14 protein-coding genes are annotated in these 15,288 nt (G+C 42.4%); 13 read left to right on the top strand and 1 reads right to left on the bottom strand.

The window, feature by feature from the left end; all coding sequences use genetic code 11:
• Nucleotides 1-76: 76 nt before the first annotated feature.
• From B9L23_RS06915 to B9L23_RS19920, 5 genes are all read left to right on the top strand, one after another.
• Complete coding sequence (locus B9L23_RS06915) at nt 77-1,093, top strand: C40 family peptidase (RefSeq protein ID WP_089097100.1); 1,017 nt, start codon at nt 77-79, stop codon at nt 1,091-1,093.
• A 341-nt stretch (nt 1,094-1,434) separates the two neighbouring features.
• On the top strand, nt 1,435-1,794 hold the full coding sequence (locus B9L23_RS06920) for a nuclear transport factor 2 family protein (protein ID WP_062678174.1): 360 nt from the start codon (nt 1,435-1,437) through the stop codon (nt 1,792-1,794).
• 110 nt (nt 1,795-1,904) lie between these two features.
• Nucleotides 1,905-2,642, top strand: a complete 738-nt coding sequence (locus B9L23_RS06925) for a metallophosphoesterase family protein (RefSeq protein WP_062678173.1) — start codon at nt 1,905-1,907, stop codon at nt 2,640-2,642.
• A gap of 324 nt (nt 2,643-2,966) precedes the next feature.
• Nucleotides 2,967-3,563: a transposase gene (locus B9L23_RS06930; RefSeq protein ID WP_089097101.1), complete on the top strand. Its 597-nt coding sequence runs from the start codon at nt 2,967-2,969 to the stop codon at nt 3,561-3,563.
• Between the two features lie 70 nt (nt 3,564-3,633).
• Entirely contained in the window at nt 3,634-3,834 is a 201-nt protein-coding gene (locus B9L23_RS19920) for a hypothetical protein (RefSeq protein ID WP_245842301.1), read from the top strand.
• Here the strand turns inward: B9L23_RS19920 and B9L23_RS06940 are convergent.
• Complete coding sequence (locus B9L23_RS06940) at nt 3,812-5,326, bottom strand: glycine betaine uptake BCCT transporter (protein ID WP_089097102.1); 1,515 nt, start codon at nt 5,324-5,326, stop codon at nt 3,812-3,814. The genes B9L23_RS19920 and B9L23_RS06940 overlap by 23 nt on opposite strands.
• A 234-nt stretch (nt 5,327-5,560) precedes the next feature.
• On the opposite strand from B9L23_RS06940, the gene B9L23_RS06945 reads away from it, so the two are divergent.
• From B9L23_RS06945 to B9L23_RS06980, 8 genes are all read left to right on the top strand, one after another.
• Complete coding sequence (locus B9L23_RS06945; RefSeq protein ID WP_089097484.1) at nt 5,561-6,913, top strand: MDR family MFS transporter; 1,353 nt, start codon at nt 5,561-5,563, stop codon at nt 6,911-6,913.
• 97 nt (nt 6,914-7,010) lie between these two features.
• Nucleotides 7,011-8,702: a methyl-accepting chemotaxis protein gene (locus tag B9L23_RS06950; protein ID WP_089097103.1), complete on the top strand. Its 1,692-nt coding sequence runs from the start codon at nt 7,011-7,013 to the stop codon at nt 8,700-8,702.
• 151 nt (nt 8,703-8,853) lie between these two features.
• The gene (gene miaA / locus B9L23_RS06955) at nt 8,854-9,801 is read left to right on the top strand and encodes a tRNA (adenosine(37)-N6)-dimethylallyltransferase MiaA (RefSeq protein ID WP_062678323.1); all 948 of its coding nucleotides are present in this window, start codon (nt 8,854-8,856) and stop codon (nt 9,799-9,801) included.
• A 34-nt stretch (nt 9,802-9,835) separates the two neighbouring features.
• Nucleotides 9,836-10,060, top strand: coding sequence for an RNA chaperone Hfq (hfq, locus tag B9L23_RS06960; RefSeq protein ID WP_062753294.1), 225 nt, complete (start codon nt 9,836-9,838; stop codon nt 10,058-10,060).
• A 279-nt stretch (nt 10,061-10,339) separates the two neighbouring features.
• Nucleotides 10,340-11,272, top strand: coding sequence for a stage V sporulation protein K (gene spoVK / locus B9L23_RS06965; RefSeq protein WP_015863549.1), 933 nt, complete (start codon nt 10,340-10,342; stop codon nt 11,270-11,272).
• 198 nt (nt 11,273-11,470) lie between these two features.
• On the top strand, nt 11,471-13,030 hold the full coding sequence (locus B9L23_RS06970) for a fatty acid--CoA ligase (protein WP_081188994.1): 1,560 nt from the start codon (nt 11,471-11,473) through the stop codon (nt 13,028-13,030).
• A 15-nt stretch (nt 13,031-13,045) separates the two neighbouring features.
• Nucleotides 13,046-14,191, top strand: a complete 1,146-nt coding sequence (locus B9L23_RS06975; RefSeq protein ID WP_081188995.1) for an acyl-CoA dehydrogenase family protein — start codon at nt 13,046-13,048, stop codon at nt 14,189-14,191.
• 15 nt (nt 14,192-14,206) lie between these two features.
• Entirely contained in the window at nt 14,207-15,283 is a 1,077-nt protein-coding gene (locus B9L23_RS06980) for a CaiB/BaiF CoA transferase family protein (protein ID WP_089097104.1), read from the top strand.
• The last annotated feature ends 5 nt before the right edge of the window (nt 15,284-15,288 follow it).

A 15,288-nucleotide genomic window follows, 5' to 3' on the forward strand; every position in this document is an offset into this window, starting at 1 on the left:
TAGCAACTTTTTTTAAATATAATGATTGACGTCAATAGAAACGAATACCAAAAATACATCTGTGGGGGAGCACAAAATGAAAAAATCATTTATTCTTACAGGTACAATCATAAGTTCTTTATTAGCAGGCCAAACTGCTTTCGCTAGTACTTATACTGTCCAAAAAGGCGATACGCTTTGGGGAATATCGAAAAAATACAACACTACTGTAGAAACATTAAAACAAATGAATCATTTAACTTCTGATTTTATTTTCCCTGGCCAAATATTAAAAGTTAACGAAAGTGAAGATACATATGTAGTGAAGGCTGGCGACACCTTAAGTAAAATTGCAAAGCAATTTAATACGACTGTTGCTGCGTTATTAAAGATGAATCCCGAAATTTCTAATCCAAATTTTATTAAGGCAGGCCAAACTATTCGTTTGTCAGGATCAGCTTCAGTTCCTTCTACTAAGGAATCAGGTGCTAGCGGTTATTACATCGTTAAAGAAGGAGATACTCTTTCTGGCATCGCTAAAATGTTTCATACAACAGTTCGTTCATTGCTCGCTTTAAACCCGGAAATTACAAATCCTAATTTTATTCGAGCGGGACAATCTATTAAAGTTGCTGGAGAAAAAGCTCCTGCTCAATCTTCCAATCAAAAAATTTCTAAATCTTCCCCGGGTTCGATGTCTACCACTCCTTCCAATAGCACAAAAGCTGTGAATTCTTCTTTGGCTGATCGAGTCATTCAAATTGGTGAAAAATATTTAGGCGCTAAATATTTATATGGTGCCAGCCCATCTCGCACAGATGCATTTGATTGCTCATCTTTTACTATGCGGGTGTTTGGTGAAGCTGGAATTTCTTTGCCACGCACTTCGACAGCACAATCACAAGCAGGCACGACGGTTTCTTTCAATCAGCTTCAAAAAGGAGATTTAGTCTTCTTTGATACAGACTTCGATGGAACGATCAATCACGTTGGAATTTATGCGGGTAACGGACAAATGTTAAATGCTTCAACTTCTAAAGGCGTTTCTTATGCATCGATCGGTTCTTCTTATTGGCAAGAACGTTTTGTGAAGGCAGTCCGTGTAATCAATTAATCTATGAAAAGCAATCGAGTGTAAAATCGCGTAGGTTTTACACTCGATTTTTTATTGTTCAAGCAAAGTTCCTCATGCTTTAACTAAGAATTAGCACCCTATTTTGCTTATTGACAATCGATGTTGTCACTCATAGATTTAATGTGCGATTTTAGGTTTTAAAAGAGTATTGAAAATAATTTTTTTATAGGGATTACAAGGTAATAAGGGAATTTATGTTAAAATTAAGTATAAGAAGTTATGGAACTCCCATGGCAGAACGAATGAACTTCCGTCATCTGCGGTGAAGCCCGCTTCATGGTTGGCTAAGGGAGAGTTTAGTTGAACAAGAGGGGGGAAAAATGGAAAATCAATCTTTATTAAAAGAGCATTTATATCAATTAGAGAAACGGTTGCTAGAACCTGAAACCCGAACAACGCCAGCAGAACTAGAAAAGTTGCTTGCAGATGATTTTTTCGAATTCGGGAGTTCAGGGAATGTTTGGTATAAAAAGGATTGTGTTGGTGAAGGTGGCCTTAGTGTAAGTAAGATGACTCTTTATGATTTTGATATACACCCTTTATCAGAAGATGTTGTGTTAACCACATATCGTGTAAAAGATGAAACAAGAATGCAACATACTTTGCGTAGTTCCATTTGGAAATTTATAGATGGAAGATGGCAAATGTTTTTCCATCAAGGAACTATAATAAAATCATAACAATAATCTTATGAAACAAGCGGGTGCGTTAATGGAATAGCGGCGTTAAAATTTAAGGCTTGAGAACAGATTTTCCTCAAGCATACAAGTCATTGGAAATGGAGGGTGTCATGACAAAACTAGCGATTATTACCGATATCCACGGCAATTATGCCGCTTTAAAAGCCGTGCTGGATGATATCGACCGGCAAGGAGATATTGAACATATTTATTGTTTAGGAGATTTAGTTGGAATTGGGCATGAGACGAATGAAGTATTGGCTTGTTTGTCGGAACGGAACGATGTTTCTTATGTGATGGGAAATCATGATGAAGCAATCTTGCGGATCGCGGAAGGGAAAGAGCCAGGTAGCAGCGGGGAAGAGCGGGAGCATCATGAGTGGATCGCTTCGCATCTCGATCCTTCATTCGTTCCGTTTTTAGCGCAAATGCCGAAAAAACGAGAAGCGGAATATGATGGAAAAAAGCTGTTATTTGTCCATTATCATTTGGACCATCATCAAAATTTTCTTCCGATTGATAGGCATCCATCAGTCGAAAAATTAGATGAGCAATATCGTTATTCGCATTATGACGTCGTTTGTTTTGGTCATCATCATCCGCTTCATCATTTTCGGTCGGATAAACGGCTTTACGTTAATCCCGGTTCGTTAGGGTGCAATACAAAACCGTTCGCTCCGTATGCGGTTTTGCATATCGATAAAGCGATACAAGTAACGTTTCGCCAAGTACCGTATGATCCGCATCATTTTCTGCTTGCTTTTGAAGAGAAAAACGTTCCAGCGCGCGAGTTTATTTTACAGGTGTTTTTTGGCAATCAGCATTTGGAAAAAGGCCAAACAAGCTAATTATTTGTCAACGCGTCCATTGTTCGCGGCAAAAAGCAAATGGAATCTTAAGATTCCGTTTGTTTTTTTGATTTAAAACGTAACATTGTTATGTTACATTATATTGCAAGGAGGTATAAGCAGTTTGTTAAACATCTATAAAAATGTATGAAATCATGTAAACTTCTGTTATTGGACGTACAGAGGTAGATGTTCCCCATCTTTTCCATCGTCCCCTGTCTGATGATAAAAAATCATCTCCCCCCTTCCTCATGTAAAAAGGAAAGGAAGAAGATTTAGCGAATATATGTTCTTAAAGATCCAAACAAGGGGGAAGGCAAGGGGATGAAAACGGTTCGGGGGATGAAAATCGTTTCCAATGATGAATCACAACTTCGTTCATTGGATGAGTTGATGCGCGTTTTTGGTTCCGCGAAGCGATACGCGTTCAACCGTTTGTTGGAGGGAAGGAACGCCAAAGACATCATCAAGCACCTTCCGCACCAATTTCGGCTCAACAAACGGTTTGCCGAAGATGCGGTCTTGCTTGTTCAATCACTGATTTCTTCTCGACGGGAGTTGCTTCCCATGCGCTTGGAGGATGTGCAAGCGAAAATCGAAAAAACGGAAAAGAAAATCGATGAATACCAACATGGAAGAAAAGCACCGAAAAACATCGATCTTCCAACATGTCTAGGTGGATTGCACCAACGGTTAGAAAAGCTCAAAGCGAAAGAAGCCGAGCTAAAGCACCATCTCGATCAAGGAACGATTCCGCGTGTGATTTTTGGTGGAAAAGAGAACTTTTATAAGCGCTTGAAAGGAAAAATCACGAACGAAGAATGGAAAGATTTGCGTTCCAATCAGTTGTATGCCAGAGGCGATAAAAGCAAAAAAGGGAACTTAAATATTCGTCTAGTGTATGACCATAATTACCTGTGAATGTTATGTAGAAATTGTGAATCCACTTGGACAACCAAAAGGAAAACACGCTCCCCGCTTGAGGCTGCCTGTGTCTGTTCCTGAAAAATATGAAGAGGAAATCATCGATCTCGTCATGGGAGAACCAGTTGGAGTGAATGCAAAAGGCAAGCCGATCATCGAATATCAACCATATACCGTCGAAATCAAACGCAAAAACGGGGAATATAATGAAAAAGCGAATGCCGGCAATACACGGCATCCGCTTTTTATTTATACTCTTTTTTGGTAATCGGTTCTTTTTGAAACGAACGAATTAATGAGATGACGATCAAAATCATAATGATCGCAAACGGAAACGCAGCGATGATTGATGCGGTTTGCAGTGCTTCTAAGCCGCCTGTCCAAAGCAAGATAGCAGCTGCTGCTGATTGAACGATTCCCCAAATAAATTTTACCGAATTTGGCGGATTCAACATTCCTTTTGTTGTTTGCATACCAAGAACGAACGTAGCGGAATCGGCTGATGTGACGAAAAATGTACAAATTAATAAAATAGCTAATCCCGACAAAATAGTGCCAAATGGGAATTGCTGCAACGTGAAAAACAGTGCTGTTTCCATCCCTTTTTCGTTAATGACATCGATGATGCTGATATGTTGAAACCGTTCTAGATATAACGCCGAACCGCCAAAGACAGAAAACCATAAGGCACTAAATACGGTCGGAACGGCTAACACACCGATCATAAATTCACGTATGGTACGACCTCTTGAGATGCGGGCGATGAACGTTCCAACAAACGGCGCCCACGCAATCCACCATGCCCAATAAAATATTGTCCACGATTTGGGCCAGTCGCTTTGTTCAAACGGCGCCAACCGGAAACTCATGGACGGCAAGTTTTGCAAATAGGAACCAATCGTCGTTGTAAACACATCCATAATAAAATTCGTCGGGCCAACAAAAAGCAAAAAAAACATCAGCAGGACGGCAAGAATGATGTTTATGTCACTCAATATTTTAATTCCTTTATTCAATCCTGTTTGCGCGGAAAGCATAAATAAAAACGTAACAACGATAATGATCAACAATTGAGTTGTAAAGTTGTTTGGTATGGATGGAAATAAATGCGATAATCCTCCGGCAATTTGAATTGCTCCAAGCCCTAACGAAGTTGCAACACCAAAGATCGTTGCGTATACAGAGAGCGTATCAATCGCGACGCCGACAGCGCCATTTATTTTATCGCCAAATATTGGCCGCAATACACGGCTAATAATCCCAGGTTCTTTTTTGCGGAATTGGAAATACGCAAGCGCTAGAGCAATTACACAATAAATCGCCCACGGATGAAGCCCCCAATGAAAAAAGGCATATCGCATCGCCATGCGGGCTGCTTCCGGCGTTTCTCCTTCTCCGGCAGGTGGCGCATAATAGTGGGAAACTGGTTCAGCCACCCCCCAAAACACTAACCCGATTCCCATACCGGCACTAAACAACATCGCAAACCATGTGATGTTACTATACTCTGGCTTTTCATTGTCTCCGCCAAGACGAATATTTCCGTATTTAGAAAAAATTAAGAACAAACCAAAGGCAAGAAATGTCGTTGCTGCCAATAAATAAAACCAGCCGAATTTATCAATTAAAAAGGAATGCATTGCTGTACTAACAGCACCTAAGTTATAGTCGGGCAGTTTATTGGCAGGAATCACTCCCCAAAAAATAAATAAAATAGCAATTGCTATTGAAAAATAAAACACGCTTGTTGTTTTTTTCATCTAATTCCTCCTTTAGTATTAATATATGCCGATGAGGATCGTGTTAGCGTTTTCGGGTGCCGGAGAAGGAAGGAAAAAAGCTTTCCGTTTCTATGGTAACGAAAAAATACAGAAATGGCAATGGATTTGCTTTTATTATAACTATAACAGGAGACAAGCATTTTTTTGGTAGGGAAACGGTTATGTCATGTAAAATAAAATATTCATGGCAGATAAAAAGGAGGATAGACAATGGTGAATAACAGAATATCCGTAATGGTGAGCATTGTGCTCGCGATGCTCGTGGCATCGATGGATACAACGATCATGAATACGACGATGCCGATCATTGCCAAAGAACTTGGAGGATTTTCTCTTTACGCGTGGTCGTTTGCTTCCTACATGATCACGACAACCGTTCTTTCTCCAATCGCCGGGAGACTTTCCGACATATTTGGGAGAAAGAAAGTATTTAGCTTCGGCATTATTTTATTTCTAATCGGTTCTCTTCTTTGCGGGATGTCGCAAAATATGGTCCAGCTTGTTATATTCCGTGCTGTCCAAGGAATTGGCGCAGGTTTTATGATGCCGTTTCCTGCCATTATTGCCGGGGATTTATTTCCGATTGAAAAGCGCGGAAAAATTCAAGCGTTTTTTACGGCAATGTGGGGGATTTCCGCAGTTCTTGCGCCAATGTTAGGAACCTTGTTTGTCGAATACGCATCATGGCGCTGGATTTTTTATGTGAATATCCCGATTTGCTTGCTTTCCTTGCTCACACTATTGCCATATAAAGAAGTGTACGAACCAAAACGGGCGGTGATTGACTATATTGGAGCGGTATTATTTGCGGCCGCGATCAGCCTTTTTCTATTGACGACGGTAGTCGAAAGCAACCATTGGATGTATGGCGGCATTGGCGCTGTGTTATTAGTTATTTTTTACTTATATGAAAAAAAGCAAACGTCTCCGCTCGTTCCATTGACGCTCGTGCAGCATAAAACGTTAAAATGGATGAACATGAACGGATTTGTCAGCTGTGTCGCTTTATTTGGCACGTCTAGCTACATTCCGCTATTTTTGCAAAATATCGCCCATCAATCGGTGTTTGCAAGCGGTGTCGCCCTTTTAGGCATGTCGATTGGTTGGATGATTGTGGCGGTGCCGGCGGGAAAATGGATTTTGCGCTATGGGTATCGCATGTTATTGATTATCGGAAACGTTCTTCTTGTGCTTTCTGGACTGCTGCTAGCACTTTTAAATGAAAGCCACGGATTTTTGTATGTCTTTTTTGCCATGTTCATTCAAGGGCTGTCGTTTGGATTGACATCTACTGTCGGTGTCATCGGCTCGCAGCAGCTTGCCGATGCGCATGAAAAGGGAATCGCGACTTCATTTTTCATGTTTTGCCGCAACATCGGCACAGCCATTGGTGTAACGATTATGGGCGCCTTTTTAACGAAAGCGGCTGATTTTATGACTGGCATCCATCATCTGTTTTTATTTGGATTTATCGGCAGCATTGTGGCTTTATTCACATCGTTTTTCATTCGTGATGAGTCGGAACAGAAAAAAAATAATTTGCTTCGTTCCGGGGAAATGTCCTAAATATTTAACATGATATACCGATAATAAAGAAGGGAGGGTCATTTCCTTCTTTTTTGTAGATGGGTTGTTAGATGTGAATAAACGGGGGGATCAGATGATGAAGATGACAGTCCGAAAAAAATTGTATGCAGTATTTGCCGCCGTATATATGCTGTTAATCGCACTCGTTGGCATTGCTTATTATCAGATTTCTACTATTAATGCTAGTTATACGCATCTTTTAAATGATAAAGTTTCCAATCTTATCGATGTTAAACAGCTAGAAGTTCTGATCCGGCGCGAGCAAGGGAGCATGCGCGGTTATTTGCTTACCGGCGATCAAACGTCATTGACAAACTTTACGAAAGCGCACGATGAATATGAAAAACTAAGCAATAAACTGGAGAAAACGTTGACAAAGGCGGAAACAAAAGAGTTGCTAGCACGATTGAATGAGCTGGAACAACAGTTTTACGAACTAGGACAAAAAACGTTTCAATTAAAACAGGAAAATAATGTGGAGGCTTATACACAGTTAATTACAACAACAGGAAGGGATATTACTACACAATTTGATGAAGCGGCACAACAACTAGTGGAAATCCAACAAAAAGATATGAATCAGGCTGACAAGGATGCAACGTCAAAAGCGGCATCCATTAAAGTATGGATGATTATTATCGGAGTCATTGCGCTCGCTATTGGCAACCTCCTTACCATTTACATGAGCCGCAATCTTTCTCGTCCGCTCCTCACCCTTTCTAAAGCGGCAAAACGAATCGCCGATGGTGATTTGACTGGGGAGAAAGTTATAATTCGCAACCGCGATGAAATCGGGGAGCTCGCAGCGGCGTTTAACCAAATGGCGGAAAATTTACGCGATGTGCTAGAAAAAGTAGCGATGAGTGCTGAACAAGTCGCAGCGTCTTCCGAACAATTGACGGCAAGTGCGGAACAGACGAGCAAGGCGACGGAACAAATTGCATTAACGATTCAAAATGTTGCTGCAGGTGTGGAAAAGCAAGTGCAGAGCGTAGAAGAAACATCGGAAACGATCGATCAAATGTCTGAAGGAATTCAGCAAATTTCCGAGCGTGCCCAAAACGTGTCGAAAATTGCGATGCAAACGTCGGAAAGAGCATCAGAAGGCGGAAAAACGATTCAAACAGCTGTTGCGCAAATGAATACAGTAAATGACACCGTTGAACGCCTTGCCGGGATTGTGAAAGGATTAGGAAACCGATCCGAGCAAATCGGAAAAATTATCGAAGTGATTAGCGGAATTGCGGAACAGACGAATCTTTTAGCGTTGAACGCGGCGATTGAAGCGGCACGGGCGGGCGAACATGGACGAGGATTTGCTGTGGTGGCTGATGAAGTTCGGAAATTGGCGGAACAATCCGCACAGTCGGCGCAACAAATTGCTTCATTAATCGCGACGATTCAAGAGGAAACAAATGAGGCGGTTCGATCGATGGAGACAGTACTGAAAGAAGTAGAAACTGGTACTGGAGCCATCCGCACTTCTGGTGAAGCATTTCAACAAATTCAAACAGCTGTCCACGAAGTCGCGGCACACATTCAAGATGTTTCCGCTTCTGTTCAACAAATGTCAGCCGCTGCGGAACAAGTAGTGCAATCGATGCAGCTAGTGACGCAAATTGCTGAATCTGCCGCGTCTGGAACCCAAGAAGTATCCGCCGCAACAGAAGAACAACTCGCTTCCATGGAGGAAATTTCTGCTTCTGCCGCTTCCTTATCGAAAATGGCGGAAGACGTAAAATCACTTTTAAAACGATTCAACATGTAATGAACGTCCATAACGACGTTCGTTTTATTTTTGAAACGTTTTACCGGACCGACTAACACATTAAATTTTTTCTATATGTAAATCTTTTGTCCATTTGGATATAATAAATAAATGTATATATTACTGATGGAAGAAAGTAGTGGAATTGCAAATGGGAGAGAAGCTTGTCGTCATCATTGGACCGACCGCTGTAGGAAAAACAAAACTAAGCATCGCTTTAGCCAAGCGGTTAAATGGGGAAATCATCAGCGGGGATTCGATGCAAATTTATAAAGGAATGGATATCGGAACAGCAAAAATTAAACCGGAGGAAATGGAAGGGATTCCGCATCATTTGCTTGACATTAAAGAACCGTGGGAATCGTTTTCCGTTGTCGAATTTCAACAAATTGCCCGCTCGCTTATTCACGAAATTTCCGGGCGTGGGCGTCTGCCGATGATTGTTGGTGGTACAGGGCTTTACATTCAATCCGTCATTTATGATTACCGTTTTTCGGACGCCCCTTCCGATGAAGCGTATCGTCGTCATTTGCGACAGATCGCCGAGGACAAAGGAGAAATGGTTCTTTATGAGATGCTTAGTGCCATTGATCCGGAAAGCGCGGCGCGAATTCATCCGCGCAACATTCGCCGCGTCATCCGCGCACTAGAAATATATCATTGCACAGGCAAGACGATGACGGAATGGCAGCGCGGGCAAACGAAAAAACTTCTTTATGATGTGGCAATTATCGGGCTAACGATGAAACGCGAACAGTTATATCGTCGTATTAATGAACGGGTAGATCAAATGATTGCCGAAGGGCTTCTGGAAGAAGCGAAAGCATTATACGACCGTGGCATTCGCGATTGCCAATCCGTCCAAGCGATTGGTTATAAAGAGCTGTATGACTATTTTGATGGGCGCGTTTCCTTAGAAGAAGCGATTGAGCGGCTAAAACAAAATTCACGCCGCTATGCGAAACGCCAGCTGACATGGTTTCGCAATCAAATGCCTGTTCAATGGTTTGATATGACGGATGCAGCAAAGTTTGATGAGAAAGCGGAGGAAATTTTTCAGTACATAGCAGGAAAGCTTCAATTAGAAGCGAATATATAAAAATTAGGTAGAGAGAAAAAGAGGAGGACGTCTCATGAAAAATTCCATTAACATTCAAGACCAGTTTTTAAATCAGTTGCGCAAAGATGGAACACAAGTCACCGTATTTTTGCTAAATGGCTATCAGCTAAAGGGTTACATCAAAGGGTTTGACAATTTTACCGTTTTGTTGGAAGTCCAAGGAAAGCAGCAGCTTATTTATAAGCATGCGATTTCTACGTTCGCGCCGGAAAAAAACGTTCAGTTTGAAACAGAATAATCGGCGTGTCTAAAATTTTTGGATAACAACGCGAACAGCGAAGTGCCCGCCTTTTTAGACGGGCACTTTTTTACGCGTAAAAATCGACCGTGCTGAATAAAATATACAAACTTTTATTTCTTCGGAAATCGCAAAAATAGACAATCGTTAGTAGATGTTGTCGTTTGGTTTCTTTCATTTGGGCGATTGTCACGAATTGGTGATGATGAACGTATACTGATAAAGAACAAGGCGACAAAAAAGGTAGCCATGAAAATGGTGAAGTGAGGTGACGCTCCATTGTCTGAATTAACAATGAACAAGGCAAAAGGTCAAATTAATATTGTGCTCAATTCGAAAAATATTAATCATCTAGTCAAAGAAGATCGGAATGATTTTATTAATTATGAAGAACATCACATATTAAAAGATATTCAAAAAGAACTTGATCAACTTATCGGCCTTGATCATGTAAAAAAAATCATTAAAGAAATTTATGCGTGGCTATATATTAACAAAGTTCGCAAAGAAAATGGGTTAAAATCGAATAAACAAGCGCTTCATATGATTTTTAAAGGAAATCCCGGCACAGGAAAAACGACGGTAGCACGTTTATTGGGAAAACTGTTTTTTGAAATGAACGTTCTTTCGAAAGGGCATTTTATTGAGGCAGAACGGGCCGATTTAGTCGGAGAATATATCGGACATACAGCAAACAAGACGAGAGATTTAATTAAAAAGGCGCGCGGCGGCATTTTGTTTATCGATGAAGCGTACTCGCTTGCCCGCGGCGGAGAAAAAGATTTCGGAAAAGAGGCAATCGACACTCTTGTAAAGGGAATGGAAGATTATTGTGATGATTTAGTGGTCATTTTAGCAGGGTATCCGAAAGAGATGGACTATTTTTTATCATTAAATCCAGGTTTGCCTTCCCGCTTTCCATTGACCATCGAATTCCCTGATTATACGGTCGACGAACTAGTGAAAATCGCAAAACAGATGTTGCATGAACGGGAATACGAATTTACACCGGAAGCGGAACGAAAACTATATTATCATATCGAAGAAGTGTTGGAGGATAAACATCGCGGAAAATTCAGCAACGGGCGCTACGTGCGCAACTTGATTGAAAAAGCAATTCGCAAACAGGCGGTGCGCCTGTTGCGTGAAGGGCGATATGATAAAAAGGAACTAATGCTGATCCGCGATCGGGATCTTATAGTTGGTTCGTAAGCAAGAAAGGGAGTATCTCCCCTTTCTTTTTTTATGCAAAATGAAGGAGTTTTTTATAATATGTAGAATAGAAATAAGTAAGGCAAGTGGATCATTAATTTTCTGAATAGTTAGTATATTTATTTCATTATGTATATTCTTACTATTAATTCAGTAAGATAATAAAGATACTTTAGAACGATAAAGGGGGTATGGCGCTTGTACATGACGATTGGAGAAGTGTTTGCCCAGACGGTGAGGAAATTTCCGAAAAAAGAAGCGGTTGTCGATATGGCGAAGGGACGACGCTATACGTACGAACAGTGGGAAAAAGAAGTGCATCGTCTTGCGAACGCGCTTTTAGAAGCTGGTGTTCAAAAAGGGGACCGTGTATCGACCGTTTTATTCAACACATTGGAGCTTGGCACTGCATTTTTTGCCTGCGCGAAAATTGGCGCGATTTTCAACCCGATTAATTTTCGTTTGAAGTCAAAAGAAATCGCTTACATTTTAGAAGATGCGACGCCGAAAGTCGTGTTGTTTGAAAAAGCGGTCGAACCGCAAATTGCAAGCATTCATCATGAGTTCCCGCACATTTTGTTTTGGTACATCGACGATGATACGCCGTCTTATGCCGCCAACTACCACGCTCTGGTCAGCAATGCGCAAACAACAGCTCCATCGATTGAAGTGTTCGAAAGTGACATTTACGCGATGATGTATACAAGCGGAACAACCGGCAGACCAAAAGGAGTGCTGCACCGCCATCGCGATATGATTGAACAAAGCATGATTTGTAATGCCGTCATGCGCATTCGCGATACGGACCGTGGGCTTGTCAGCGCACCGATGTTTCATTGCGCGGAGCTGCATTGCTGCTTTTTGCCGCGCGTTCACGCGGGTGCCGCGAATATCATTCTTCATCATTTTGATCCGAAGTTAGTATTAAAAACGATTGAACAAGAAAAAATTACGTTGTTGTTCGCCGCACCGACGATGTGGAATATGCTTTTGCAAGAGAATCTTAGAGCTTACGATTTATCATCGCTTCGCCTCGGATTGTACGGCGCCGCCCCAATGGCTCCTGTTCTTGTCAAGGAATGTAAAGAACGGTTGGGCATTGATCTTATTCAAGCGTACGGCATGACGGAAATGGGGCCGGCGGTGACGTTTTTGCTCGAAGATGAACAGTTGACAAAAGCCGGTTCTGCCGGGCGCGCCTGCCTAAATCATGAAGTTCGTATCGTCAAGCCGCGGGAAGATGGCCCGTCCGACCCGGATGACGTGCTTCCGCCGGGAGAAGTCGGCGAAATTATTATGAGAGGGCCGTGTATGATGGTCGGCTATTACAATCGGGAGGAAGCGACTGCAAAGGCGATGTATAAAGGCTGGTATCATTCCGGCGATTTAGGATATATGGATGAAGAGGGGTATTTGTATGTCGCGGACCGTGTCGATGACATGGTTATCAGCGGCGGGGAAAACGTTTACCCGCGTGAAGTCGAAGATGTGCTATACGAACACCCTGGCGTGCTGGATGTTGCTGTTGTCGGTGAGCCGGATGAAATATGGGGAGAAAAAGTTGTTGCGTTTGTTGTAAAGAAAGATCCGAATGTGACGGAGGAGGACTTGGAGCAATTTTGCAAAACTAGCGATCGTCTTGCTCCTTACAAGCGGCCGCGCGCATATTATTTTGTCGATGCACTGCCGAGAAACGCAAGCGGGAAAATCCAAAAGTTTTTGCTCCGCGAGCAAGTGAAAAACGCTGCCAAAAGCTGAAAGCGAGGGGATGTGATGACAGCCGCATATTTACGCGAAGAACATCACATTTTCCGTGATGCGTTTCGCAAGTTTTTAGAAAAAGAAGCATATCCATACTATTCCGAATGGGAAAAGAAAGGAATCATTCCCCGTTCGTTTTGGACGAAAATGGGAGAAAACGGATTTCTCTGCCCGTGGGTTGATGAGGAATACGGCGGTTTCAACGCTGATTTTGCGTATTCGGTAGTGATCAACGAGGAGTTAGAAAAAGTTGGGGCGAGCATGGTCGGCATCGGCTTGCATAATGATATTGTCGTTCCGTATCTTGCTTCTTACGGTACGGAAGAACAAAAACGAAAGTGGCTTCCGAAATGCGTATCCGGTGAAATCATTACCGCGATCGCGATGACCGAGCCGGGAGCGGGGTCGGATTTGGCTGGGATTTCCACAACGGCAATCAAAGATGGGGATTACTATATTGTCAACGGTCAAAAAACGTTTATTACAAACGGCATTCATGCCGATTTAGTCGTCGTTGCCTGCAAAACGAATCCAAATGCCAAACCACCGCATAAAGGTATCAGCCTTCTTGTTGTTGAGCGCGATACCCCAGGATTTACGCGCGGACGAAAGCTTGACAAAGTCGGGCTGCACGCACAAGATACGGCAGAATTGTTTTTTAATGACGCAAAAGTGCCAAAAGAAAACTTGCTTGGAGAAGAGGGAAAAGGATTCTATTACTTAATGGAAAAGCTGCAGCAAGAGCGGCTTGTTGTGGCGATTGCCGCGCAAACGGCAGCGGAAGTAATGTTTGAATTGACAAAGCAGTACGTAAAGCAGCGGTCCGCATTTGGAAAACGAATTAGCGAGTTTCAAACCGTCCAATTCCGACTTGCCGAAATGGCAACGGAAATTGCCATTGGCCGGACGTTTGTCGACCGTGTCATTGAAGAGCATATGCAAGGGAAGAATGTGGTGACACATGTTTCGATGGCGAAATGGTGGATTACGGAAATGGCGAAACGAATCGCTGCAGAAAGCATGCAGTTGCATGGCGGCTATGGGTATATGGAAGAATACGAGATTGCCAGACGCTACCGAGATATTCCGGTCAGCGCGATTTACGCTGGGACGAATGAAATGATGAAAACGATTATTGCAAGAACCTTAGATTTATAGAAAGAAGGTGACGATGTGTTAGACGGAGTAACGGTCATCGATTTTTCCCACTACCTTCCTGGTCCATTCGCCAGCCTGCGTTTGGCTGATTTAGGAGCAGAAGTCATCAAAATTGAACCGAAAACGGGAGATATGATGCGTTCACTTTCGGAGGAGTGTGTGTTTCGCGCAAACAATGCAGGCAAAAAAAGCATCGCCCTTGACTTAAAAAACGAAAAAGATTTACAGACGGCAAAACAGCTGATCCAAAAGGCCGATGTCATCATCGAAAGCTTCCGTCCGGGAGTGATGAAACGGCTTGGTTTAAGTTATGAAGATGTCTCTGCAATCAACGAAACGATCATTTACTGTTCGATTAGCGGCTTCGGTCAACAGAGCAAGTATAGTTTACTTGGAAGCCACGATTTAAATTATATGGCGATTACCGGCGTGTTGGCGCAGCTAAAAGATAAAGAAGGGCGCCCTGTTCATCCGGCGATTACGCTTGCCGATTTGATCGGGAGCATCCATGCTGTCGAACAAATCGTCGCCGCGTTATATCACCGTGAACGAACCGGAAAAGGAACGTATATTGACCTTTCGTTAGTCGATGGATTGCTTTCGATGATGACGAATCATTTTGTCATCGAGCATGATACAGGGAGAAAAAACGGCATCGATGTGCTTGCCGGCACGATCGTTTGTTACCACTTGTATGAAACGAAAGATGGGCGATATGTGAGCCTTGCGGCGCTTGAGAAAAAATTTTGGGAAAACTTTTGCCATGCTGTCGAAAAGCCAGAATGGATCTCGTATCATTATTCGCCCGCAAAAGAAGAAAATCCAATTTTTCTAGAAATTGTGCGCTTATTTCAAACGAAAACGCTTCAAGAATGGATCGAATTTAGCCAAACGGTAGATTGCTGCCTTGCTCCTGTGTTGGAAACAGATGAAGCGAAATCGTTATTTGCAAGAGACAGCTACCGGAAGATGATTCATATTGCCGGCCGGCGCATAGAAGTTGCGACCCGTTATGACGAAACATTATTACAAAAACGAAAAAAGGCGCCGTCACTGAATGAACATGGAGACCAATTGCGAAAGAGGGAGTGATGCAT

The sequence above is a fragment of the Parageobacillus galactosidasius genome (assembly GCF_002217735.1).
Taxonomy (GTDB): domain Bacteria; phylum Bacillota; class Bacilli; order Bacillales; family Anoxybacillaceae; genus Parageobacillus_B; species Parageobacillus_B toebii.